The sequence below is a fragment of the Streptomyces sp. B8-7 genome, from assembly GCF_058833805.1.
The window spans coordinates 77,779-101,709 of the sequence record NZ_JBYRRL010000004.1; the positions used below are offsets into that span (position 1 = coordinate 77,779).

Annotated in this window: 17 protein-coding genes and 2 pseudogenes; 6 read left to right on the forward strand and 13 right to left on the reverse strand. The window is 70.8% G+C overall.

The genetic code is table 11. The annotated features are described in order from the left end of the window. Positions 1 to 272: 272 nt before the first annotated feature. Together AC5K6T_RS20230 and AC5K6T_RS20235 are read left to right on the forward strand one after the other, a co-directional pair. Positions 273 to 398: pseudogene (locus tag AC5K6T_RS20230) on the forward strand (inorganic diphosphatase); the annotation flags it as partial. 110 nt (positions 399 to 508) lie between these two features. Beyond that, on the forward strand, positions 509 to 2,155 hold the full coding sequence (locus AC5K6T_RS20235; protein WP_493210995.1) for a threonine/serine exporter family protein: 1,647 nt from the start codon (positions 509 to 511) through the stop codon (positions 2,153 to 2,155). 232 nt (positions 2,156 to 2,387) lie between these two features. On the opposite strand, the pseudogene AC5K6T_RS20240 reads toward AC5K6T_RS20235, so the two are convergent. Further along, a pseudogene (locus AC5K6T_RS20240) lies at positions 2,388 to 3,401 on the reverse strand (DedA family protein); the annotation flags it as partial. Between the two features lie 142 nt (positions 3,402 to 3,543). Between AC5K6T_RS20240 and AC5K6T_RS20245 the strand changes: the two are divergent. Continuing rightward, positions 3,544 to 3,909 (forward strand): YbjQ family protein, encoded by a 366-nt coding sequence (locus tag AC5K6T_RS20245; protein WP_493210996.1) that lies wholly within the window; start codon positions 3,544 to 3,546, stop codon positions 3,907 to 3,909. Here AC5K6T_RS20245 and AC5K6T_RS20250 read toward each other — a convergent pair. The 5 genes from AC5K6T_RS20250 to AC5K6T_RS20270 form a co-directional block, all read right to left on the reverse strand. After that, positions 3,906 to 4,859 carry an IS481 family transposase gene (locus AC5K6T_RS20250; RefSeq protein ID WP_493204780.1) on the reverse strand — a complete coding sequence of 318 codons (954 nt, stop codon included), beginning with the start codon at positions 4,857 to 4,859 and terminating at the stop codon, positions 3,906 to 3,908. The genes AC5K6T_RS20245 and AC5K6T_RS20250 overlap by 4 nt on opposite strands. 415 nt (positions 4,860 to 5,274) lie before the next feature. Then, positions 5,275 to 6,036 (reverse strand): MerR family transcriptional regulator, encoded by a 762-nt coding sequence (locus tag AC5K6T_RS20255; RefSeq protein WP_493210997.1) that lies wholly within the window; start codon positions 6,034 to 6,036, stop codon positions 5,275 to 5,277. A gap of 112 nt (positions 6,037 to 6,148) precedes the next feature. Then, complete coding sequence (locus tag AC5K6T_RS20260; protein WP_493210998.1) at positions 6,149 to 6,697, reverse strand: DinB family protein; 549 nt, start codon at positions 6,695 to 6,697, stop codon at positions 6,149 to 6,151. Between the two features lie 377 nt (positions 6,698 to 7,074). Then, complete coding sequence (locus tag AC5K6T_RS20265) at positions 7,075 to 8,535, reverse strand: aldehyde dehydrogenase family protein (RefSeq protein ID WP_493211000.1); 1,461 nt, start codon at positions 8,533 to 8,535, stop codon at positions 7,075 to 7,077. A 126-nt stretch (positions 8,536 to 8,661) separates the two neighbouring features. Beyond that, entirely contained in the window at positions 8,662 to 9,498 is an 837-nt protein-coding gene (locus AC5K6T_RS20270; RefSeq protein WP_493212143.1) for a Sco1979 family transcriptional regulator, read from the reverse strand. 321 nt (positions 9,499 to 9,819) lie between these two features. Here AC5K6T_RS20270 and AC5K6T_RS20275 point away from each other — a divergent pair, with 321 nt between their 5' ends. Beyond that, entirely contained in the window at positions 9,820 to 10,311 is a 492-nt protein-coding gene (locus AC5K6T_RS20275) for an ATP-binding protein (protein ID WP_493211002.1), read from the forward strand. A gap of 329 nt (positions 10,312 to 10,640) precedes the next feature. On the opposite strand, the gene AC5K6T_RS20280 is transcribed toward AC5K6T_RS20275, so the two are convergent. Then, a complete protein-coding gene (locus AC5K6T_RS20280) occupies positions 10,641 to 10,883 on the reverse strand; it encodes a DUF397 domain-containing protein (protein ID WP_493211003.1) in 243 nt (80 codons plus the stop codon). An 841-nt stretch (positions 10,884 to 11,724) separates the two neighbouring features. On the opposite strand from AC5K6T_RS20280, the gene AC5K6T_RS20285 reads away from it, so the two are divergent. Further along, positions 11,725 to 12,162 (forward strand): hypothetical protein, encoded by a 438-nt coding sequence (locus AC5K6T_RS20285; protein WP_493211005.1) that lies wholly within the window; start codon positions 11,725 to 11,727, stop codon positions 12,160 to 12,162. A 358-nt stretch (positions 12,163 to 12,520) separates the two neighbouring features. Here the strand turns inward: AC5K6T_RS20285 and AC5K6T_RS20290 are convergent, their stop codons facing one another. Next, on the reverse strand, positions 12,521 to 13,624 hold the full coding sequence (locus AC5K6T_RS20290) for a DUF2786 domain-containing protein (RefSeq protein WP_493211006.1): 1,104 nt from the start codon (positions 13,622 to 13,624) through the stop codon (positions 12,521 to 12,523). A gap of 80 nt (positions 13,625 to 13,704) precedes the next feature. Between AC5K6T_RS20290 and AC5K6T_RS20295 the strand changes: the two genes are divergently transcribed. Continuing rightward, a complete protein-coding gene (locus tag AC5K6T_RS20295) occupies positions 13,705 to 14,517 on the forward strand; it encodes a Clp protease N-terminal domain-containing protein (protein WP_493211007.1) in 813 nt (270 codons plus the stop codon). 913 nt (positions 14,518 to 15,430) lie between these two features. On the opposite strand, the gene AC5K6T_RS20300 is transcribed toward AC5K6T_RS20295, so the two are convergent. From AC5K6T_RS20300 to AC5K6T_RS20320, 5 genes are all read right to left on the reverse strand, one after another. Beyond that, positions 15,431 to 16,000 carry a hypothetical protein gene (locus tag AC5K6T_RS20300; protein WP_493211008.1) on the reverse strand — a complete coding sequence of 190 codons (570 nt, stop codon included), beginning with the start codon at positions 15,998 to 16,000 and terminating at the stop codon, positions 15,431 to 15,433. Between the two features lie 99 nt (positions 16,001 to 16,099). Then, a complete protein-coding gene (locus AC5K6T_RS20305) occupies positions 16,100 to 16,420 on the reverse strand; it encodes a cold-shock protein (RefSeq protein WP_240800434.1) in 321 nt (106 codons plus the stop codon). Positions 16,421 to 16,510: 90 nt separating this feature from the next. After that, positions 16,511 to 16,768, reverse strand: a complete 258-nt coding sequence (locus AC5K6T_RS20310) for a hypothetical protein (protein WP_493211010.1) — start codon at positions 16,766 to 16,768, stop codon at positions 16,511 to 16,513. Positions 16,769 to 16,896: 128 nt separating this feature from the next. After that, positions 16,897 to 17,322: a hypothetical protein gene (locus tag AC5K6T_RS20315; protein WP_493211012.1), complete on the reverse strand. Its 426-nt coding sequence runs from the start codon at positions 17,320 to 17,322 to the stop codon at positions 16,897 to 16,899. 87 nt (positions 17,323 to 17,409) lie between these two features. Further along, positions 17,410 to 23,790, reverse strand: a complete 6,381-nt coding sequence (locus AC5K6T_RS20320; RefSeq protein ID WP_493212144.1) for an RHS repeat-associated core domain-containing protein — start codon at positions 23,788 to 23,790, stop codon at positions 17,410 to 17,412. Positions 23,791 to 23,931 lie beyond the last annotated feature (141 nt).

A 23,931-nucleotide genomic window follows, 5' to 3' on the forward strand; every position in this document is an offset into this window, starting at 1 on the left:
ACCAGTCCTCAAGGCCCGCGGTACGGTCGATCAGAGTGTTGTCCAGGTCGAAAAGTGCCAGCACACGGCGACGCTACGCCAAGTGGCTTCCGTCGCATTCAGCCCCCTCCGTCTGCGTTCACGTCCGTACGCACTGCGGGTCTTGGGGCCCGGGCTGGGCCGTCTCCGGGCCGTGGGACGACCGCCAGGGGGGCACCTTCGACCACCATCAATCACCACGCCCGGGCGCAGCTCAGCCACCGATTGGACGTAGCCGCAGGTCAGCGCAACAATTCGAGGTCTACAAGGACCTGGAGCCCGGCAAGTCCGTCGAGGGCGCCGACTGGGTCGGCCGCACCGAGGCCGAGGCCGAGATCGAGCGTTCCTACAAGCGCTTCGAGGACCAGGGCGGCCACTGAGTCCCGCCGTCCGCCGTCCGTGAACGGGCCGCACGCGTGCGCGTGCGGCCCGTTCACGTGTCTGTGCGCATACTGAGCCCTATCGGTGTCGTACAGGGAGCGCTGCTTAGGTGACGGAGGCGGAGGACCGCAAGCCGCAGTCGGACGAGGCGAGGAGTGCGTTCGCTCCCCCTGCGGGGGTGGAGACGGCGGACGCCGTGGACACGGAGTCGGCGACGACGTCGGAGTTCGCGGTTCCGGCGGGGCTGGACGTGCCGGGCTCGCCGGACGCGGAGCCGGAGGGGTCGGCGTTCAGTCCGCCGCGTACCTACAGCACCCGGAGCGCTCCCTCGGCGTTCACTCCGGCCTCGGGCATCCCGCTGGTGGGCGGGGCCAAGGACGCTCCCTGGCAGGACCGGATGCGCACGATGCTGCGGATGCCGGTGGCGGACCGGCCCGCGCCGGAGCCGGTGCAGCGGGCCGAGGAGGGCGGTCCGGCCGTCCCGAGGGTGCTCGACCTGACGCTGCGGCTCGGCGAGCTGCTGCTGGCCGGCGGTGAGGGCGCCGAGGACGTGGAGGCGGCGATGTTCGCCGTGTGCCGCTCCTACGGGCTGGACCGGTGCGAGCCGAACGTCACCTTCACCCTGCTGTCCATCACCTACCAGCCGTCGCTGGTGGACGACCCGGTGTCCGCGGCCCGGACCGTGCGGCGCCGCGCCACCGACTACACGCGCCTGGCGGCCGTGTTCCAGCTGGTGGACGACATCAGCGACCCGGAGACGCACATCTCGCTGGAGGAGGCGTACCGGCGGCTGGCGGAGATGCGCCGCAACCGGCACCCGTATCCCACCTGGGTGCTGACGCTGGCCAGCGGGCTGCTCGCGGGTGCGGCCTCGGTGCTGGTGGGCGGTGGTCCGGTGGTGTTCGTCGCGGCCGCGCTCGGCGCGATGCTCGGCGACCGGCTGGCGTGGCTGTGCGCGGGGCGCGGGCTGCCGGAGTTCTACCAGTTCACCGTCGCCGCGATGCCGCCGGCCGCGATGGGCGTGGCGCTGACGCTGGCGCACGTCGACGTGAAGGCGTCCGCGGTGATCACCGGTGGCCTGTTCGCACTGCTGCCCGGACGGGCCCTGGTGGCCGGCGTGCAGGACGGTCTGACCGGCTACTACATCACCGCGGCCGCGCGCCTGCTGGAGGTCATGTACTTCTTCGTGGGGATCGTCGTCGGCGTGCTGGTGATGCTGTACCTCGGCGTCCAGGTCGGCGCGAAGCTGAACCCCGACGCGGCGCTGAGCGTCAGCGAGCGGCCGGTGGTGCAGATCATCGCCTCGATGGTGCTGTCCCTGACCTTCGCGGTGCTGCTCCAGCAGGAGCGGACCACGGTGCTGGCGGTGACGCTCAACGGGGGCGTCGCCTGGTCGGTGTACGGCGCGATGCACTACGCGGGCGGTCTGTCGCCGGTGGCGTCCACGGCGGCGGCGGCGGGGGTCGTGGGTCTGTTCGGACAGTTGCTGTCGCGCTACCGGTACGCGTCGGCGCTGCCGTACACGACGGCGGCGATCGGCCCGCTGCTGCCGGGCTCGGCGACGTACTTCGGGCTGCTGGCGATCGCCCAGAACGACGTGGACAAGGGGCTGGGCTCGCTGACCAAGGCGGCGGCGATGGCGATGGCCATCGCCATCGGCGTGAACCTGGGCGCGGAGATCTCGCGGCTGATGCTGCGGGCGCCCGGGGCGGCCGGAGGGGCCCGCAAGGCGGCCAAGCGGACACGCGGCTTCTGACGCCTGCCCGGCAGCCGCGGTGCTGGTCGCCCTGCTGGTAGGGGTCGGGGTACTGCTGCGGGTACGGCACGCCCGGGTGCGGCTGACCCGGGTACGGGGCCTGACGGGGGTGTGCCGGTGACTGGGGGTACGGCTGGGACTGGGGGTACGGCTGGGACTGGGGGTGTGCCTGGGACTGGGGGTGCGGCTGGTGCTCCGGCCCGGGAGGGGTCTGCTCGGGGGACGCGCCGCCGTACCGCGGGTCGTGGGGCTGTCGTCCGTACTGCTGCCGGTCGCCGCCGTACTGCTGCCCGTACGACGGGCCGCCCTGCCCGCCGTACGGCGCGTCGTGCCGCCCCTGCTGCTGGTACTGCTGCTCGTCCTGCCGGTACCGGCCGGGCTGCTGGTACCGGCCGGGCTGCTGGTACTGCTCGTCCTGCTGGTACCGGCCGGGCTGCTGGGAGTGCCGGTACCGGTCGTCGTACACACGCCCGTACTGCTGCTGTCCGCCGTACGGCTGGTCGGTGTCGTCCGCCGGGTCGACGCGGCGCAGCTGCGTCGTGGCGTCGTCCAGGGGCGGGTACGGCTGCTGCGGGGACCGGGCGGCGGCCGGGCCGGTGGGCGGGAGCGGCTGCCGCGGGTTCTTCTTGGCCTGGGAGCGGGCCTTGAGGAACTCGAAGGCGATGGGGATCACCGAGACGAGGACGATCAGGATGAGGATCGCCTCGATGTTCTTCTTGACGAAGTCGATGTTGCCCAGCCAGGAGCCGAGCAGGGTGACGCCGGCGCCCCAGAGGATGCCGCCGATGACGTTGAAGACGAGGAACGAGCGGTACCGCATGCCGCTGACGCCGGCGATGATCGGCGTGAAGGTGCGCACGATGGGCACGAAGCGGGCGAGGACCAGGGACTTCGGGCCGTACTTCTCGAAGAACTCGTGCGCCTTTGTCACGTTCTCCTGTTTGAAGAAGCGGGAGTCGGGGCGGTTGAACAGCGACGGGCCGACCTTCTTGCCGAACATGTAGCCCGCCTGGTCGCCGAGGATCGCCGCGACGCAGATCAGCGCGATCGCCGCCCACAGCGGGAAGTCGAGCTGACCGGAGGTGATCAGCAGGCCCGCCGTGAACAGCAGCGAGTCACCCGGCAGGAAGAAGCCGATGAGCAGCCCGGACTCGGCGAAGACGATCAGGAGCAGGCCCCAGATACCGAAGTTGTCGAGCAGGTTGTTCGGGTCGAGCCAGCTCGGTCCGAGTGCGAGCGTCGTCACGGTTCCGGGCTCCAGAGGGGTGAGGGGGGACTCGGCCGCCGCGCGCGGCCGGGCACAAGCTATCAACGCCCGACGGCGACTGCGGGTTCCACCGGGTGTCTCCAGGATGCACGGCGCGTGGACCGGGACGAAGCTGTGAGTTATGGGCATCGAGGACTACGGCGGCGGCCAGGAGCCCCAGCCGGACGTACTGGTCGTCACGACGAACGACGTCCCCGGGTACCGCGTCGAGCGGATCCTCGGCGAGGTCTTCGGGGTGACGGTCCGCTCCCGCCATCTGGGCAGCCAGATCGGGGCGGGGCTGAAGTCGCTGGTCGGCGGTGAGCTGCGGGGGCTCACCAAGACGCTGGTCGAGACCCGCAACCAGGCCATGCAGCGGCTGGTGGAGCAGGCCGCCGCGCGCGGCGCCAACGCCGTCCTGGCGTTCCGCTTCGACGTGACCGACGCGTCCGAGACCGGCACCGAGGTGTGCGCCTACGGAACGGCCGCCGTGGTGGCCCCCGACTAGGTGTATTGCCCTGTGAGGTTGGGGACGCGGCTGGCGGGTGGTTTGCCCTTCAGCGCGGTGTGTCCGCGGTGGTGATTGTAGGTGTGCAGCCACTGGGGGAAGGCGTCGCGTCGTTCCTGTTCTGAGCGGTAGGGGCGGGCGTAGGCCCATTCGTCGAGCAGGGTGCGGTTGAGGCGTTCGACCTTGCCGTTGGTCTGGGGCCGGTAGGGCCGGGTTCGTTTGTGGGTGATCCCGGCCGCTGCCAGCGTGTCGCGCCAGGCGTGGGACTTGTAGCAGGAGCCGTTGTCGGTCAGGACGCGCTCGACGGTGATCCCGACGCCGGTGAAGTAGGCGTGGGCCCGGGTCCAGAAGGCGGTGGCGGTTTCTTTCTTCTCGTCGGTGAGGATCTCGCTGTAGGCGAGGCGGGAGTGGTCGTCGACGGCGGTGTGGATGTAGCTGTAGCCGGCGTTCCGGCGGTTCTTGCGGCCGGCCTGGCGGCCCAGGGTCTTGTGGCCGCCGCCGTCGGGGATGTTGCCGGGCTTCTTGATGTCCACGTGCACCAGTTCGCCGGGACGTTCGCGTTCGTAGCGGCGTATGTTCCGGCCGGTGGCCCGGTCCAGGTGCGTGAGGCGGGCCAGGCCGTAGCGGGTCAGGACCCGGTGGACGGTGGAGGGCACCAGGTCCAGCAGGTGCGCGATGCGGGCCGGTCCCCACCGGCGCAGGAGCCGGATCTTGATGATCCGGCGTTCGGTGCGGGTCGGCGTCCGCCGGGGGCTGTGGTGCGGGCGGGAGGAGTGGTCGGCCATTCCGGCCTCGCCCAGGGCCCGGTAGCGGGCGGCCCACCGCTGGGCGGTGGTGGGCGAGACCTGGAACCGCTCGGCGGCCCGCCGCAGCGGCCAGCCGTCCTCGACCACACAGCGGGCCAGGCGCAGGCGTCCGGTCTCGGTCAGGGGTGCATTACGGTGGGGCACGAGGGCCTTTCTGGTCGGTGTAGACGTCGCAATCCACACCGAACCCGGAAGGCCCTCACCCGTTCAAGCAGTCCCAGCCGAGACCTCCATCACCCGTCCACAACCTCCCGGGGCGATACAACTAGGGCGTGCCGCCCCGGCGGCGCCTGGGCCGGCCGGAGCCGCCCGACACCCGTGTTCCCGTTCGGCCGTCCGAGCTCGACGGCGCCTCAGTCGCCGCTCCTCAGCTTCTGCTCGTCACCCCGGAGGCACAGCTCCTCGTGGTGCACGGGCCGGCACGCGCGGCGTGGCGGTGGCGCCCGGGGCACTGGCACGCCGGTGCACCTGGGGGGCCGGGGCCCGGCCGTCGAGCGGTCCGGCCGGGTGTGGTCGGCGGCCCCGGCGGGAGGGGTTCTCCCGGCCGGGGCGTGGGGGCTCAGACGGCGTGGCGGGCGGCGTTCGCCGCGATCGCGTCGCGGACGTACACCGCGAGCCCGGTCCGGATCCTCTCGTAGGTCGCGGTGAACCGCGGGTCCTCGACGTACATCCGTCCGAGTGCGGCGTGCAGCTCGTGCGAGCAGTCGTAGGAGGTGGCGCAGATGAACCGGCGGTGCTCCTCGGCCACGTCCATCGCCGCCCCGGAGCCGGCCGGCACGCCCTGGTCGAGCAGCGCGGCCAGGCGCTCGTGCAGGGCGTTCATCTCCTCGGTGAGCCGCTTCCAGTCCTCCTTGCGGTAGGCGGCGGTGCGGCGCCGGGACTGCTCGTAGGCCTCGGTGCGGCCCCAGCGCTGCGCCGCCTCCTCCTCGAAGTGGTCCGGGTCGAAGTCCCCGAACACCTCGAACTTCTCCTCGGGCGTGAGATCGATCCCCATCGTGCGTGCCTCCAGGGCGTGCTCCACGGCCGCCGCCATCGCCCGCAGCCTCCCGATCCGGTCGGTCAGCAGCGCGTGCTGCCGGCGCAGGTGCGCGCGCGGGTCCGCATCCGGGTCGTCGAGCAGGACGGCGACCTCGTCGAGAGGGAAGCCGAGCTCGCGGTAGAACAGGATCTGCTGCAGCCGGTCGAGGTCCTCGTCGGTGTAGCGGCGGTGACCGGCGTGGCTGCGCTCGCCCGGGGCGAGCAGGCCGATGGCGTCGTAGTGGTGCAGGGTGCGCACCGTGACGCCGGCGAACCCGGCGACCTGTCCCACGGAGTAGCTCACTTCCGCTCCTTTCTCGGTACGCCCTCCACGGTGCGGCCTCACGCGGCGTGAGGTGCAAGCCGGAGTCCGTCGGACGCGCCGGCCGGCCCGCCCGGCGCGTCCGCGGCGGCGGTCAGTCCCCGGTGAGACCCCGGTCCAGGTCCACCAGCTCGAAGGCGGTCCGGCCGTCCAGGGACTCGCGGATGACGTCCGCGTGCCCGGCGTGGCGGGCGGTCTCCTCGACGAGGTGGAGCAGCAGCCACCGCATGGACACGCGGCCGTCCTTCGGGAACCAGGGTGCCGCGGGCAGGGGGAAGGTGTCGTCGAGCGACGGCACGGAGCGGATGAACTCCTCGGTCTCCCGCACCACGCCGTCCCAGAAGGACAGCATCTGCGCGACCGTCTCGTCCTCGGTGAGCCGGAAGCCCTCGGCCCAGGTCTCCTGGGTGCGGGCCCGCTCGTTCGGCTTCTGCTGGGCCATCCGCAGCCAGGTCAGCTCCACCTCGGCGACGTGCTTGAGCAGCCCGGACAGGGACAGCTCGCTGGCGCTGGGGGTCTGTGCGGCCTGCTCGTCGGTCAGGCCCAGCAGCGACCGGCGGAGTGCGCCGCGCTGGGCCTCGACGAAGGCGAGGAGCGCGCCGCGCTCGTCACCGTGGGCCTCGGCGGGAACATGGGTGGGCATGAGCTGCTGCCTTTCGTGGGTGGGGGCACTGCCGTCCGACCTCCACGACGCTACGGGCCCAAGCGGTCAGATCCTGTCCGCTACGGCACCGCGACTCGCTTCCGGGCATGTTCAGGGCGCTTCCCGGCGTCCGGAGGCTCCTGCGGGCCGGCCGGCCAACGCTCCGGACGGCCCGGCGACCTCTCCGGACGGCCCGGCGACCTCTCCGGGCGGCCCGGATACCGCTGTGGACGTCAGGAGGCCGCTGTGGACGTCAGGAGGCCGCCCGGCGGCTTCACCCGTCCGGGGCCGCCCGGAAACCGGTCCGGCCCGCCTCGGGGGTGTCGAGGCACCCTGAAGCCGCCGGGCCGGCCGGCCCGGCGGCTTCAGCGGGAGGCTCAGAAGGGGAACACGCTCCGGCCGTGCTGGACGGAGATCCACTTCAGGGTGGTGAAGGCGTCGAGGGTGGGCTCGCCGTTGAGGCGGCCGACGCCGGAGTTCTTCTCGCCGCCGAAGGGGACGAGGGGCTCGTCGTGGGCGGTGCCGTCGTTCACGTGGAACATGCCGGTGTCGATGCGCTGGGCGAACCGCACGCCGCGCTCGACGTCCGCGGTGTGCACGGCGCCGCTGAGGCCGTAGGGGGTGTCGTTGACGAGGCGGACGGCCTCCTCCTCCCCGTCGAACGGGATGAGGAAGGCCACCGGACCGAACACCTCCTGCTGCAGCAGGGGCGAGTCGGCCGGCAGGTCGGTCAGCACGGACGGCCCGACGAGGTTGTCCCGGGTGGTGCCGCGCACCAGCGCGGTGGCGCCCGCGGCGACGGCCTGCTCGACGACACCGGTGACGGACTCCGCCTGCGAGGAGTTGATCAGCGGGCCGATCACGGTCTGCGGGTCGCGCGGGTCGCCGGTCTTCAGGGATCTGACCCTGGCGACGAACTTCTCGGTGAACTCCGCCGCCACGGAGCGGTCCACCAGGATGCGGTTCGCCGCCATGCAGACCTGGCCCTGGTGGACGTAGCGGCTGAAGACCGCGGCGTCGGCGGCGTAGTCGAGGTCGGCGTCGTCCAGCACCACCAGGGCGCTGTTGCCGCCCAGTTCGAGGACGGTGCGCTTGAAGTGGGCGGCGCAGACGGTGGCGACGTGCCGCCCGACCTTGTCGGAGCCGGTGAAGGAGATGACCTTGGGCACGGGGTGCTCGATGAAGGCGTCGCCTATCTCGGCGATGTCCGTGACGACCACGTTGAGCAGGCCGGGCGGCAGGCCGGCGTCCTCGAAGATCTTCGCGATGAGGGTGCCGCCGACGACGGGGGTGTCCTGGTGCGGCTTGAGGACCACGCCGTTGCCGAGGGCGAGCGCGGGGGCGACCGACTTCAGTGACAGCAGGAAGGGGAAGTTGAAGGGGCTGATGACACCGACGACGCCCACCGGGACGCGGTAGAGGCGGTTCTCCTTCGTCCCGTCGGGCGAGGCGATGATCCGGCCCTCGGGGCGGGTCGCGACGCCGACGGCCTCGCGCAGGAACTCCTTGGTCAGGTGGAGTTCGAAGGCGGCCTTGAGCCGGGTGCCGCCGAGTTCGGCGACGATCGCCTCGCCGATCTCCGGCTCGCGCTCCTCGACCAGCCGCAGCGCCTTCTCCAGGACGGCGCGGCGGGCGAAGGCACCCGCCTCGGCCCAGGCCCGCTGGGCGCGTGCGGAGGCGCGGTAGGCCTGGTCGATCTCCTCGGCGGTGGCGATGGTGATCGAGGCCAGCTTCTCACCGTCGTAGGGATTGAAGTCGATGATGTCCCAGGAGCCGGTACCCGGACGCCACTCGCCGTCGATGTACTGCTGAGCCAGGTCGGTGAAGTAGGACGACATGTGCTCCCTCAATCCCCCTAGCCGCACAGGCAGCCGAAGCGGTCGAGGCGGTCGAGGCGGTCATGGCGCCGGGCGCCGGTCCCCGAACGGCCTCACGGTCCGATCATCCGTCATCGTACTTGTGTTTCACGTCAGTTGAAGGAGACCCCGGAGAAGATCCCGGCTCTCGTCCGGGCCCGGGCTGTCGTGCTGGAGCTCCTTGAGAACGGCCTCGTACTGGGTGACGTCCTCGGGCTTGTCGAGGTACAGGGCACTGGTCAGCTGCTCCAGGTAGACGACGTCCGACAGGTCGGACTCGGGGAAGCTGAGCAGGGTGAACGCGCCGCTCTCGCCGGAGTGCCCGCCGAAGCTGAACGGCATGACCTGCAGCCGCACGTTGGGCCGCTCGGAGAGGTCGATCAGATGCTGGAACTGGCCGCGCATCACGTCGCGGTCGCCGTAGGGGCGGCGCAGCGCGGCCTCGTCGAGCACGATGTGGAAGTCGGGGGCGTTCTCCGCGTAGAGGTGCTTCTGCCGCTCCAGGCGCAGCGCGACGCGCCGCTCGACGTCGGCCTCCCCGGCGCTCTTCATGCCGCGGCGCACCACCGCGCGGGCGTAGTCCTCGGTCTGGAGGAGTCCGTGCACGAACTGGACCTCGTACACCCGGATCAGGGACGCGGCGCCCTCCAGTCCGACATACGTGGGGAACCAGTTGGGCAGCACGTCCGAGTAACTGTGCCACCAGCCCGCGACGTTGGCTTCCCTGGCGAGTGAGACCAGGGCTGTGCGCTCCGTCTCGTCGGTGACGCCGTACAGCGTCAGCAGATCTTCGACGTCTCTCGTCTTGAAGCTCACCCGGCCCAGCTCCATCCGGCTGATCTTCGACTCCGAGGCGCGGATCGAGTAGCCCGCCGCCTCGCGGGTGATCCCGCGCGCCTCGCGCAGTCGCCTGAGTTGCGAGCCGAGCAGCATCCGCCGCACCACCGATCCGGGCTCTCCCGCGCTCACGTTCGCCAGCCTCCCCAGCCGTCTTCAGGGCCCGCAGTCTGCCACTAAAACACTTCGAGCTGTACTCACCCGATTACAGAGATGGAAAGAAGCCAAAGATTCAACAGCGAACCACTTCGGCGCAAGACCCCGGAGCAGGCGGAAGTTGGCAGAAAAAATGGCTAAGAAGCGGTACGGGAGTGACCAATTCGGTCACGTGCACGTGCATCTGCCCTTGCATCTGCCCAACGCATCCGAAACCATGGTCCCGCGCCACCGCTGCATCGCAACGACCGCGAATTCCCGGGAGTGCCTCGCATGGGGACGAATGGATCGACCATGCTCAAGCCGTTACGGCAGGGCCTTCCGCCGCTCGACCCCGCGGCCGTGTCCAGCGCCGCCTCCTGCGCCCTGCCCGCCCGCTACGAAGCCGTGCGCGACGCACGCCGTTTCACGGGCCGAACCCTCCGGCAGTGGGACCTCGAAGAGCGGTCCGACGATGTCGGGCTGGTCGTGTCGGAACTGGTGACCAACGCGTTGCGGCACGCCCTGCCGGACGCCGGGACGCGGCTGCCGCAGCCGCACGAGCCCTCGGTGCGGCTGCATCTGATGCGCTGGACCGAGCGGCTGGTGTGCGCAGTCCGGGACCCCAGCAACGACAGCCCGGTCGCGCGCGACTCCGACGACTTCGCGGCCGAGTCGGGGCGGGGACTGTTCCTCGTCGACTCCTTCAGCGACAGCTGGGGCTGGCATCCCATGGCGGGGACACTCAGCGGCAAGGTGGTCTGGGCGCTGTTCCGGCTCGGCTAGCGGATGCCGCGTCCGGCTCGGCTGGCGGGCCGCGCGCCCGGCCGAGCCGGCGCCGCGCCGGGCGCCGTGAGCCGGTGAGCCCTTCCGCCGGCAGCGGGCGGATGGCGCAGGCGCCGGGACACGGCGGAGGGCCGGGACAGCGATGAACGGCCGCCGCGCCGCGGACCACCGGGTCTCCCGCGCGTCGCCCCTCAGCCGGCGGACCGGTCCCGCACCAGGGGCACCTCCGCCCGGCCCGCGGTCAGCACGAGGGACGCCTCCGCTCAGCCCCCGGTCAGCACGAGGGACGCCTCCGCTCAGCCCCCGGTCAGCACGAGGGACGCCTCCGCTCAGCCCCCGGTCAGGTGGTCGAACTCGCCGTCCTTGACGCCGAGGAGCATCGCCTCGATCTCCGCACGCGTGTAGACCAGCGCCGGGCCGTCGGGAAAGTTCGAGTTGCGCACGGCCACGCGGCCGCCCGGCAGCCGGGCGAACTCCACACACGATCCCTGTGAGTTGCTGTGGCGGCTCTTCTGCCAGGCCACGTCCCGCAGCTTCGTCGCGGCCATGCCGTTGTACACGTCGTGGTCCACAGATCGCTCCCCGGTGGTGCCCTGGCTGGTGTGGCCATTGATGCATTGGTCAACTGAGCCGGATCATAACCCTGTTCATGTGCAGATGCATGGGCAGATGCACGTGCACGCGGGGTGGTCCTGCGGTTACAGCGGGGCCGTCGCCCTGGTGCGCGAGCCCTTGGCGCCTTCCCCGGAGACCGGCCGGCATGCTGCCGTACACACCCCGGCCGGACGATCGTCCGGATCGGCACCGTCGTCCTTCAGGTAGGGACGTTTCAGGTGGCGATCCTGTTCCGGGGTTCGGGGGCGAGATGAGCGGAACGCGGGCCCCCGGATTGTCCGGATCATTGCCTTCCGCATACCGGTAGGCGCCTGCAGGCACTCCCCTCGTGCGCCTGCAGGCGCCTACCGGTGCCCCTGGTGCCCGCTGCCGCCCGCTACTGCCCCTGGCGCCTGCTGCCGCCCCTGGTCTCCGCCGTCGCCGCAGGCACGCCCTCGGTGCGCCTGCGGCACCGCCTGCCTCGCAGGGCCGGGCGAGCGTGCCGGATCTCACAGACCCGGGCGTCGTCCCCGGCTGGTAGCGTCCGAGCTTCCTGACCGGCGGACGGGCACACCAAGGGGGCTCGCGATGCACGCGGCAGAGCGATCAGCGGTGCGTTCGGCCACGGGTCCGGCCACGGGTCCGGCGGCGGAGTCCGAGGCTGGGTCCGCACCGGGTTTCGTACCGGGTTTCGTACCGGGATCCACGCTGCGGCCGGCGGGGCATACGGCGGCAGGTCCGTCGGTGTACCCGGTGGCACACGCGGAACCGCATGCGCGCGGGCGGGTACGGGGTACGGCGCCGGCGGCGGCCGGGCTCGTGTCCCTGATCGTGCTGAGCGCCTGCACCGGCGGCGGCTCGGGAGCGGACGACGCCGCGTCCGGCGCCTCCCCCGCGCCGGCCACGACCGCCACGAGCACCGGCGCCCCGGACCCGGGTGGTACGCCGCCTCCGGCCGGCGCGCTGGAGGGCAGCTGGCTGACCACTTCCGGCGGCAGCGCGGTCGCCCTGGTGGTCACGGGCGCGGACGCGGCGCTGTTCGGGTCGAAGGGCACAGTGTGCAGCGGTACCGCGTCCGCCGGGTCGGTCCGGCTGACCTGCACCGACGGCAGCGAGGACCGGGCCTCGGGCACGGTCGACTCCGTCGGTGCCTCGACCTTGAAGGTCACCTGGGACAGCGTGCTGGGGCAGGAGACGTATCAGCGGGCCGAGGGCGGGAAGCTGCCCCCGGGCCTGCCGACGGCCGGACTCGGCTGAGGCCGGCCGCCCGCCCGGAGCGCCGACTGCCGTACCGGGTGCAACTGCCGCGCCGGCTGTAACTGCCGTACCGGGCGTACCGGTCGGCCCCTCCCCCTGGGCCCTCTCCCCGGTCCCCGACGCCGCTCCCGGGCCCGCCCGTTCCGCCTGCGCCGCTCCGGCCCGCCCGTTCCGCGCGCCCGTTCCGTCCGCGCCGCTCCGGCCCGCCCGACCGTCCGCGCGCCCGTCCGTCCGTCCGTCCGCACGCTCCACCGCGTGCTCGGCCGCCCTGCTGACTGGACCCCTGCTGACCGTCGCCCTGCCGACCGTCGGCCGGTCCGCCCGCAGCGCGTCCGGTCGGCCGAGTCGGCGCGGCCACTCAGCCGAGCCGGGGACGCGAACGCACCTCTGCGCGGTCCGCGGCGCGCGCCCCTTCGGTCCAGCCCGCCTCGTCGCTCACCCCGCGCAGGCGGCTGGTGGTCGTCTGCGGGAAGAGCCGGTCGGCGGCCGCGGAGACCGCGACCTCGCGGGAGGCCAGCACCGGCAGCAGGTCGTCGGTGACCGGCGCCTCCGCCGCGGCCGCGAGCCGGGTGCCGACACGGTGGGCGTACGCGGCGAGGAACGACTGCCGGAAGGTCCTGGTACGCCGACGGCCACCCGCCCGCTGCGCGGCCTCGGCCCTCGTCATCGCCGAGGTGGCCTGCACGAGCAGCGAGGCATGGAGGAGTTCGACGGCCTCCAGGTCGGTCTCGAAGCCGACGACCGTGGAGAAGCAGAGCGGTTCGTTCCACACGGCCCGGCAGTGGTTGGCCGTCGCCACGGCGTCCAGGAGGACCGCCTTGGCCTGCTCGTACGGCGGTTCCACACCGATCCGGCACGCCGTCGGCGCGTCCGGGCCGGGGGTGCGCGCGGCCAGCAGCGCCTCGTCCACGCTGTGCCGGGCCATCAGCTCCTGCGCCTTGGCGCTGAGCGCCTCGGCCTCGTCGGGATAGCCCGTCGCCTCGGCCTTGGCGAGCAGCGCGCGGATCCGGGTGAGCGTCTTCGACTCGGCGCGCGGCGGGCCGGCCGGCCGGTCGAGGGGCTCCAGCGTGGGCAGCCTCAGCAGCAGGCGGTACAGCTCCAGGACGGCCGTGGCCCGCGAGAAACGGTCCGTACGCGGCGGCGGGTCCGCGGGCAGCGCGTCGAGCTGGGCGGTCCAGCGCGGACCGCGCGGCCGGTCCTCGGGGATCTGCGCACGGACGAGCTCCGCCAGCAACCGCAGATGGACGCCGTCCAGCTCGCGCCGCACCAGGCGTACGACGTCGGCGGGCTGCCAGCCGCGCCGCCAGGCCGCCGCGACGAACTCCCTTCCCCGCCGCGCGAGTTCGGCGTCAGCGGCCGGGTCGGCGGCGAGCAGGGAGGCGGCGGCGTCCAGGGCGTGGTCGCGCGTCTCGCCGTACAGGGCCGCCTCGAAGGCGCGCTCGACGGTGCTGGGGGTGCTCACCGCCCGATGGTCTCACTTCCCCTTCCGCATGGTGTCAACCTCGGGTTGACGACCCGGTCGGCGCAACCTACGGTTGACACATGACGACGCACTCCGCCATCACGTCCTCCGTACGCCTCGACGACCTCATCGCGGCCATCAAGACGGCCCACGCGGAACCGCTCGAACAGCTCCAGGACGCCGTGCTCGCCGGCGAGTACCTGGGCGACGTGGCCGACCACCTGATCGGGCACTTCGTGGACCAGGCCCGGCGTTCCGGCGCCTCCTGGACCGACATCGGCACGAGCATGGGCGTCACCCGGCAGGCCGCGCAGAAGCGGTTCGTGCCCAGGGAGCCGGCCTGCCTCGACCCCAGCCAGGGCTTCGGCCGCTACACGCCCCGCGCCCGCAACGTGGTCATGGCCGCGCACGAGGAGGCCGTCGCCGCGCACCACGCCGAGGGCCGGCCGGAGCACCTGGTGCTCGGGCTGCTCGCCGAGCCGGGCGGTATCGCGGCGAAGGCCATCACCGCGCAGGGCGTACCCCTGGACACCGTGCGCCGGACGGTGGAGGCCGCGCTGCCGCCCGCCGCGGAGGAGGCACCCGAGCTGGTGCCCTACGGACCCGGCGCCAGGAAGGTCCTGGAACTCACCGACCGCGAAGCCCTCCGCCTCGGTCACCCGTACATCGGCACCGAGCACATCCTGCTCGCGCTGCTGGAGTTCGAGAACGGAAGCGGGCCGCTGCACGGGCTGGGCGTCACCAAGGCCGCCGTCGAGCGGTACGTGACGCAGACGCTGGCGCAGCTGACGACACAGCGGCCCGGGGACCGGTCCGGGGAGAAGTCCGGGGACCGGTCCGGGGAACAAGCGGGGTCCGGCGGCGCGGACGCGGCCGGGACGCCGGAGGGCTGACGGCCGCGGACCGCTCACCTGCCGACCGATGACCGCCGGGGTCCCGCTCCCGCGCGCTCCGCTCCCGCCCGATCCGCTCGCACCCGATCCACTCCCACCCGGCCTGCTCGCACCCGATCCACTCCCACCCGGCCCGCTCGTCACCGGCGTCGTTGTCAGACCCCGGTGTCACACTTCCCGACATGACCGACCGGTGGGCGCTCGCTCCGGCAGCCTCTTGTCGACCAGATAACGCACAGCGTCGAGCATCTCGCGATGGCAGTACGCCTCCGGACGCCCGCCCCGCTTCAGGAACCAGGCCGGCACCGGCATCACGGAGCGGACCTCAGCCCACTCCGCATCCGTCATGTCACTCGGACAGCACCGCGCCCGCCATCCCGGAGCGATCGAACCGAACCTGTGCACGTAGCAGTCACACTCAGGGGTGGCCGTGGTGGACGCGAGCACAGCAGGGATGGTCAACTCGTCAGACAACGGGTCTCCTTGCTCGTGACCGGCCTCAACAACCACGTCACTACCAAGGGGCCCGTTTCTTCATGCCCACGACCACATGGGCATCCCTGTCCGAATGATCACCCGCACCGCAGGCTTCGAACGAGATCCGGTTTGCCACAACGCACTGAACCGGTACACACCGGGCCCGCAGTCGGACCAGCCACGCCGCTGGACATCCCGCGAGCCGGAGTACGTCCACGAGGAACAAGTGGCAGAGCGCCGGCGCATCGACACGCCCCCGGCCGTCTCCACGGCTGAGGAGACCCACCGTGCGGCCGTGGAGCGTGCCCGCGCCGAGAAGCGCCGCCGTCGCAGCTGAAACCCTGGTAACAGTCGCTACACGTGGGGCGGCTCCGTCATCCGGGCCGTCCCACGTGTGCACCCAGCGTCTGCGCTGCTTCAGCACGGAGCTGGACGGTCAGGAGTCGTACGTGATCTCCAGGTCCGAGCTGAATTCGTCGTCCGTGGACGGTGCCGGCGGCGCCGCATCCTGCGGCTCCGTCTTGCTTATGCCGTCGAACAGCGAGTAGTTGAACCGGAAGCCGAGGTTCGCGGTGCCGGTCTTACCTCCGACGTTCACGCGGAACGTGCAGTTCCCATAGAGGGTGTAGTTCTTGTTGCGTACGTTGTTCTTGACCGAGGAATGCCAGAAGTAGTTGACGGCCACATTGCTGTGGCTGTCGTGGTACGGCAACTGCATGTGCCCGGACTTGCAGGTCATCCTGCCGGTGGCGATGGCCTGCACCTTGGGCGAGGTGCGGAACGACCACGCCATGGTGGCGGGCTTGCCGATGGTCGCCGCCATGTTCACCTGTCCGGTGAACTTGCCGTTGGAGTCGGTCTTCTCGTAGTACGGGGCGGACATCTTGAAGACGTGCTTCGCCTGCTGCACACCCGCGTGGGCGGGGGCCGCAGGCAGGAGGAGCAGCGCGGCGGCGAGAGCGGCGGAGCCGAGCGCGCCGGCACGCTCGGTGGATATGAGAGACAACGGTTGGTGTCCTGTTCCGTCCACCGCATGGGCAGGGGCAACCAACCGCCCGCCAATGCGTGACTTATGGATCCGGCCGGTCGCTTCCCGGGCTGACGGTCAGGAATCGAAGGTGATGTCGAGGCTGGAGGAGTAGCCCGGCCCGTCGGGGCCCTCGCCGTGTCCTTCCGGCAACGGCTCCGGACCGGACGGCCAGACATGCACGGCCCTCCAGCGGAACTGGTCCTGTTCGGCCTGCTCCACCGTGAAAGTGACCGCTTGTCCCACGGTCAGCGCGCGAAAGCCCTCGGCCTCGACGGCCGAATAGTGCGCCCACACCGCCTCCGGCAGGGTCGGGGTCACCAGGACACCCCACCCCTCCTCGCTGTGCCACTCACCCACGTGCCCGCTGAGCACGTCGCCGGATGCCGCACCAGACACGGCTCGCTCAGGCACACTTCCCCCAGTTTCAGTGATCGTCGACACGGGCATGGCAGTGCTGCTGGTCAGGCAGCACACAACCGGTGATCGTCATGTTACTAGCGCCTCCACGGAGCCCCGCCGCAGGGTCCTCACGACCGCCATCCCGCCCACGATGCTCATGACCTTCGCCGCGGCGGCCGTCCCGGCGCCGTTCTTCGCGCCGGTCAACTTCACCTTCGCGGCCACCGGAGCGGCCAGCGCGCACCGCTCGGCCGGCCGGATCGTGGGGACCAGCCCGGCATGTGCGATCAGGTCGGCGTCGTCGAACGCGGCGAACAGCTCCGCGGGCCCGTGGGAGACTTTCACGTCAGAGGTGCCTTGCCGATCGTGCGTGGCGGAAGCGCAGGAACTCCCATCATCGCAGGTCAGCGGGCACCTCTTCCTATTTCTCCGTCCATAGTCCGATCATCATGCGGTGGATCAAGGCTCGGAGGTCAGCGGTCGGTGACCCCGGGGACGCTGACCTCGTAGCCCTTGAGCATCAGGACGGTGCGCTCCCAAGTCGCCTTCCGCATATAGGGGAAGGCCTTCTGGAAGGGGACGTCCTCGCCCAGCAGAGCCTCGATGACCTGGAAGTAGACCGGCTCACTCAGTGCGGCGTTCTGACTAGTGAGGAGCCGTTCCGTGTAGTCGAAGCAGCGTTGCAGAAGCTCGGTGTCCGGGGACTCCGACCTCAGCTGGGGAATGAGGATCGGTTCCACAAGCACCGCGGTCAGCACATCGAACATGTCCACCGAGGGGTGGTCGGTCCTGACCGCCTCGGCAGCGGGCATCTCGTACAGCTCGGCGATGTACTCGGCCGCCTCGGGAATCATGTCGAGCAGCAGTGCCGGGGCGTCTTCCGTGCGGATCTTGCTCATAGTGGACCCTGTCTCGTTTCGGGTGATGTGGAACGCATGCGACGGGGCCTGCCGCACAGCCTGGTGCGCGGCAGGCCACAGGTCGGATCAGGCGCAGTTGGGGCCGTTGGGGTCGCAGATACCCCTCGCATCCTCCTCCCTGAAGTAGGGATCCTGGCCGTCACTGACACCGAACGGGTCGAAGACGTCCTTGAACAACTCCCACGCTCCTCGCTTCACACCGTATTCCTCGGCATAGCTCGGCGCCTGCGCCGCCGACACGACTCCGCCTGCGATACCGAACGCCCTGGCGAAGCCGCGCACGCGAGTGGGCTGACCGACCGGCTGCGGCCCCTTGTGCTGGGTCGGCTCGAACTTCTGGCCGGTGAGATGCTTCACGGCGGACGTCTTCATGACATTGTCGAAGTTCTTCTTGATGCTGGCCTTCATGCTCGGGACGGACGCGATCAGCTTCTCTATCTTCCCTGTGACGTCCCGGGAGTTCAGAGCGTCCCAGAGCTCCACGGCCTCGGCCTTCGCGACCTTGAGGTCCGCGTCGGACAGCAGGTCCTTCGTCCCCTTGCCGGTCTCGCGTGCCTTCCTGTCCTTCTCCAGGATCCCTGACAGGTTCCTGAGAGCGGACCACCCCTTCTGCACATGCCATTCCTTCACGCTGGGCAGGCGTTCTCCCTTGTTGAACTCGTAGATGATGGCCGTCGAGACCTTGCCGTCACCCGTGACCGACTTCGCCACAGGCTTGGCGTAGATGTTCTGCAGGGCGCCACGCAGGCTGCCGTTGCTGACCGTCGGAGCGGTGGCACGCTTCTTGGTGAGTCCCGGGTTCTTGTTCGGGATCTTGAGTGCGTTCAGAATCGACTCAAAGAGCTTGTTGAAGAAGCTCATGCCGAAGAACGTGCCGTTCGGGTCGGAGTACACCAGCGGGTTGTTGTTCCCGTAGGTGTAGCCGTGCATCTGCTGTGCGTCCGAGGTGTCCATCACCGGGTCGACGGAGATGAACCGGCCTGTCGCCGGGTCGTACTCACGTGCGCCGAGGTGGGTGAGCCCTGTGTCCTTGGTGTCGTCGGTGCCGCCGACGAAGCCCTTGGAGCCGGGCCAGGAAGCCGGTGCCTGACCGCGGAGGCCGCCGAAGGGCAGGACCCGCCGCCGGCTCAGGGCCAGGTCGCTCGCCGCGACGGCCAGCAGTCCGGTGCCGTGGTGGTCGCCGATCGTGAACCAGAAGGAGCCGTCGTCGTTGCGTACGGCCCGGTTGCCGTCGCCCAGGTCGAAGTAACGGGTGGCCTTCGCCTTGGCCGCTCCCTTGTCCAGGGTGACCTCGGTGTGCCCCAGGTACAGAGTGGTCCGGGATCCGGTGCGGGCGATCAGCCGCTCACCGTCGGCACCGTACAGGTACTCCGTGACCTTGCTGCCCTCGGTCACCTTGGCGAGGTGGCCCTCCGCGTCCCAGTCGAGCACCTGGTCGCCGCGGTGCGTGGTGTTGCCCGTCTCGTCGTAGCCGTACCCGGTGGTGGCCGTGCCGCTGAGGCCCTCGGTGGTGACGGAGGTCAGGGTGTGGGCCTGGGGCCTGCCGGGCTCCGGGTAGGTGTAGGTGCGCTTGGTGTCCTTCGCCCTGTCCCCGCCGGTGTCGTGGCGCGTCTCGGTGAGCCGGTTGCCGACCTTGTCGTAGGTGTATGAGTGCCAGTACGGGGCCGGACCCGCGACGGCGGCGCCGGAGGGGGCCGTGGCGCAGGTCTTGGCGGCCTGCGTCCAGGCTTCGGTCAGGCGGCGCAGGTAGTCGTAGGCGAAGCACTGGTTGTCGGTGCCGGTGCGGGACACGTCGGCGACGGACAGGACATTGCCGGCCTCGTCGTAGGTGTAGCTGAGGTGCTGGTCGACGCCGTTCTGCTCCTCCCGGTCGACGCGGCGGGTGGCCAGCCGCTGGGTGCCCCGCTCATAGGTGTTGGTGACCCAGGTCTTCTTGCCGCCGCTGGCGAGGCCGAGCTCCTGCTGCAGCGGCTTACCGGTGTGGCTGTAGCTGGTCGTCGCCGTCATGCCCTGGCCGAACACGGACGTCGCCCGCAGGGTGCCGTCCTCGTAGCCGTAGCTGACCGAGCCGCCGGGCAGGGAGCCCGCCGCCGAGTAGCCGATCGAGGCGACCTTGCCCGAGGGCCGGTACGAGGTGCCGGTCTGGTACGTGCCGGCGAGCGCGCCCTCGGACTCCGGGATGACGACCGCGGTCCGTGCGGGCCGGTAGAGCCGGTCGTACCGGGTGACCTTGGTGGTGTACTCCGCGTCGCCCACGTGGCGGGTGGACTCGGCGAGGTGCCCCTTTGCCCCCTTGACCGTGTCGAAGGTCCAGCTCAGGCGCAGCTTGCCGGTGCGGGAACCCTCGCGCACCTCGGTCTTGCGGCCGAGGTTGTCGTAGACGTTGACCAGGGTGACGCCGCGGGCGTCGGTGCTGGAGACCAGCTGGTTGTGGTCGTCGTAGACGCTGGTCGTCCTTCCCTTGTCGGGGTCGTTGGTCTCGATCGTGCGGCCGAGCTGGTCGTACGCGGTCGTCCAGACGTTGCCGGCCGGGTCGGTCACCTTGGCCGGCAGGCCGGACGGTGTGTACGCGTACGTGGTGCTGTCGTAGGGCGCGTCCGCCCTGCGTTCGTGGTGCCGGCGTATCTCCGTGGTGTTGCCGCGGACGTCGGTGAGGGTCGTGGTGGCGGTCTCGCCGGCCGGCGGGATCACCGTCGTGCGGTCGCCGCCGTAGACGGTCGTGGTGGTGTTGAGTACCTTGCCGCCGTCGCCGTTGCCGGCGATCTGCCGCACCCGCACCGGGCGGGCGAGGCCGTCGTACGTGGTGTGGATCTGTGACTCCACGGCCAGTGCGTCGACGGGCTTGAACAGCTCGGTGACCGGGGCGCCCTCCGCGTAGTAGGTGGCGAAGGTCTTGGCCGCGAGGCCCCGCTCGTCGTAGAAGACGTCCGAGATCAGACGGCCGCCGTCCGGCCCCGGGGCCTGGGACTGGCGTTCCCGCAGGAAGCCGTCGTAGATCTTGTACGAGGTGATCTGGCCGCCGTTGTTGTCCAGGAGCCTGGTGGCGACGGCGACCGGCTTGCCTTCCATGACGGTGTAGGCGAACTCGTACGTCGGTGTGCTGGACTCCTTGCGGTCCGCCAGCCAGATCTTGGTGGAGCGGCCGAGCGCGTCATACGCGAACTGGGTGATCTTGCCGTTGGTGTCCGTCTCCTTCAGGACCTGTCCGCGCAGCGGGTCGAGCTGCGAGGTGGTCGTCTGCACGGTTGCGGCGTCCCGGGGGTTCGCCGGCGGCGTGGTGCTCTTGGTCTCCGTGGGCAGCCCCGTGGCCGGGGTGTAGGTCGTGGTGGTGGTACGGCCGTCCGTGCGCGTGGTGCGCACGGGCGCCGCACCACCGGTGACGGCGACGTCGGCCGTGAGATCGGTGACGGTCAGCCGGCGACCGTAGCCGTCGAAGGTGGCCCCGGCCTCCAGGTACGTGGCCTTGGTGCCGTCGTGGCTGTTGAGCGTCGCGGTCGCCGTCGGGTCGCCCTTGGTGGGCGCTGCGCCGTACGCGCCGCCGTCGTAGGCCGTGCGGACGTCGCTGATGACGTCCTTGCGGCGGTCGACGGCCGCGTCACACGCCTTGGCCGCGGTCTCCACCCGGGAGACGAGCCCGAGGATGTTCTTGTCGGCGTTGGTGGCGTAGGTGGTGCGGGTGCACCGGTTGTCCGCGGCGGTGGTGCTCTCTCCGCGGTCGTCGACCTGGATCACCCGTCCGGCCACCGTGTCGTGCTTCGTGGAGGTCGTAGCCGTGCGCCACTTGACGCCCGCACCACCGTCCAGCAACGTCCACGCCTTGGTCGTGGCGGTGCCGGTGAGGTTGGCGGTGACGGTCCCCCAGGCCCGCTTCTTCCTGGCGGTCTGGTGGATCCACGGCCGGTCCACCGTCTTGCCGACGGCCTTGCCGCCCGGTCTGTCGTACTGGACGCTCTTGTAGCGGAAGCCCGCCATCGTCGCGAGGTCGGTGATCGGATCGCCCTCGCCCTCGCCGAGGGTGACCGTCACGGTCTTCGTGCCGCCCGTGGGGGTCTTACGGTCACCGTTCATGCCGCGCAGGAAGAACTGGTCCTCCTGCGACTTCATGGCGGCGGCACCGCCCTGGCCGCCGTTCTTGACCCGGACGTGGCCGTAACCCCGCCACTGGGACCAGGTCTTGTGCTTCTCCCTGGTCAGCCCGTCGTCGTCGTAGTGCCAGGCGGCACCGCCCAGGTACTCGTAGGCGGTCACCTGATCCGGGGCTCCACCGGTGCGGTCGGTCGCGGTCACGGAGGTGACCACGTACTTGTTGAACCACTGCTGCTCGGGGCCGTTCTCGGCGTCACCGCCGATGTACTGCGGGAAGCAGCGGGTGGTGTTCGCCTGCGGGACGGGCAGGTCGGCCGCGTCGCATGCCGGCGCCGAGTAGTTGGCGTCGATCTGGCCGCCGGACTCGTCCGCGACCGTGGACAGGCGTGCCTTGATGAACGGTGCGAACCCGTCGCCCGTCCGATCCAGACGGTTGGCCAGCTGGGTGTATGCGAACGTGGTCTTCGGCAGCGTGATCGCCGGGGACGCGGTGTGCCCGGTCTTCCGGACGCTGTCGAGCAGCAACTGGTAGTCGGTGTCCGCCATGCCCCAGCGGTGGCCGAGCTTCCAGGAGTCGACCTTGCCGTAGGTGCGGTCGGCCCGCAGGGCCTCGGTACTCACCTCGGTCAGCCGCTTGCGGGTCCAGAAGGAGGGCGCGAGGCGAGCGCCGTCGCACGAGGTGGCGGACGCGCAGTTCAAGTCCCAGGGTGTGTCGTACCAGTGGAACGACTTGCTGCCGATGGTGTCCGCGGCGCAGGTGACCCCGCGCTCGGGCAGGCAGCGCTCGGCGCTGGTGAAGACGACCCGCGCCTGCGGCTTGGCGAACATGGCCGACGACTTCAGGCCGTAGTCGATGCGCTTGAGGTAGCCGCCACGGGTGTACGGGGTGTCGTCCGCGGCCTTGAGGTTGCGGCCGTAGCGGTTGGTCTCCTTGGCGTAGTGGTAGGACATCGCGTTGCCGTGAGTGTCGACGACGTAGTCCAGGTTCCAGCGCCAGGCCTGCTGACACCACGACCCGGCGTACGTGGCCGCGTTGCACGGCTCACCAGAGTTGTTGCCGAAGACCGGCACCGTCCAGGTGGAGCCGGTGGTCGCCCTGCCGTCGGTCCAGCCGGGCAGCCGGTTGAAGCCGAAATAGTAGCGGGTGCCGTCCGGTGAGGTGATGCGCCAGTACTCACCGTTGTTGTCGCCGTTGCCCCGGTTGCCGGACGTCAGGCGCTTGATCTTGGTGCCGTCGTCCCTCTGGAGCTTCCACTCGTCGTCGCCCGCCGGGACGAGTTCGCCGCCCATCCCGTTGAAGGACACGAAGGCGTTGTCGTAACCCCAGCACAGGTCGCCGGGCTTGCTGCCGTCGGCGTTCTTCTGCCCGTCGTCGGCGCACGGCTTGTAGCGCCGTTCGATGAAGCCGGGTGACAGGTCGAAGCCGTCACCGACCCAGGAGCCCTGGTTGTTGGTTCCGCCGGTGCGCCCGTCGATCGCCCCGGACGTGTAGCTCAGGGCCACGTCGGGCACCAGGCCGCCCGGTACCTCGGGCGCGGGCATGTCGTAGGACCAGGTGAAGTCACCGGTGTTGAGGTTGGTGCTCCAGGTGGCCGAGGGGGACAGCGGCGTGGCCTTGTAGTCACCCTTGTCGCCTTCGGTGTCGGCGGCAGCGGCGAACACGGTGGCCTCGCCTGCGCTCAGCGTGACGGCCTTCGCGGTCAGCACCTGCCGGCCCGTGTCGTTCTCGGCGACCATGGGGGTGGCTGTACGGCACTTGTCCTTGCCGGGCGTGGTGAGCACGCAGGACGGGAACCGGACCAGCTTCAGGCGCGCGGCGTAGTTGCCGCCGAAGGCCTCCGCGAAGTCTGCGTAGTCGACGGTGACGGCCACCTTGCCGCTGGTCGCCGCTTCTCCCGCAGCGCTGCCTGCGGCATCTGCCTGCGCGGCGCTTCGGGCTGCGTTCTTCGCAGCGCCCTTGGGCACCACGGCAGCCCCGCCGGCCGCGGCTTCTTGAGGTGCCAGAGTGAACAGCAGGCCGTTCACACCGGCACGCGCGGCGCGGGCGCGGTCCAGGATCCGGGTTTCCACCGGACCGTCGAGGGCGTCCTTCGCCTTGGTGGCCGGGGCTACGCCGACGGGGCCGAGGCCAGCCTGCTTCCTCTGCGGGGCCGACAGGTCGACCGTGGCCGTCCCCGTCGCGGGCCATGCGGCCTCGGGGGCTTTCGCGGGAGTGCGAGGGCCCTTGGTCCGGGTGCGCGGCTCTGTCTTGATGCCGTCCTGTCCCGCGACGGGGGTGTCGGCCTTCGGCACGCCCGGTCGGTCGTTGCCTGCCGCGTCCGCGGGTGTGGCGAGTGTGCCCTGGATCAGCCCGACTGTCATCAGGGTCGACAGGCCCACGGCGACACATCTGCGTGCGCCTGCACCGCGCGGCGGTGCGGATATGGAGTGCATGGATGTTTCCGTCCATCGCTGATGGCACCGTCCGGTGGGGAGGTGCGGAGAGTGGATGGGGTCTGGAGC

Bases quoted from the DNA above. Each gene is read 5' to 3' on its own strand.
- AC5K6T_RS20295 (WP_493211007.1), top strand. From the start codon at position 13,705: ATGACGACGCACTCCGCCATCACGTCCTCCGTACGCCTCGACGACCTC.
- AC5K6T_RS20315 (WP_493211012.1), bottom strand. From the start codon at position 17,322: ATGAGCAAGATCCGCACGGAAGACGCCCCGGCACTGCTGCTCGACATG.
- AC5K6T_RS20260 (WP_493210998.1), bottom strand. From the start codon at position 6,697: ATGCCCACCCATGTTCCCGCCGAGGCCCACGGTGACGAGCGCGGCGCG.
- AC5K6T_RS20265 (WP_493211000.1), bottom strand. From the start codon at position 8,535: ATGTCGTCCTACTTCACCGACCTGGCTCAGCAGTACATCGACGGCGAG.
- AC5K6T_RS20245 (WP_493210996.1), top strand. From the start codon at position 3,544: ATGGGCATCGAGGACTACGGCGGCGGCCAGGAGCCCCAGCCGGACGTA.
- AC5K6T_RS20275 (WP_493211002.1), top strand. From the start codon at position 9,820: ATGGGGACGAATGGATCGACCATGCTCAAGCCGTTACGGCAGGGCCTT.
- AC5K6T_RS20320 (WP_493212144.1), bottom strand. From the start codon at position 23,790: ATGACAGTCGGGCTGATCCAGGGCACACTCGCCACACCCGCGGACGCG.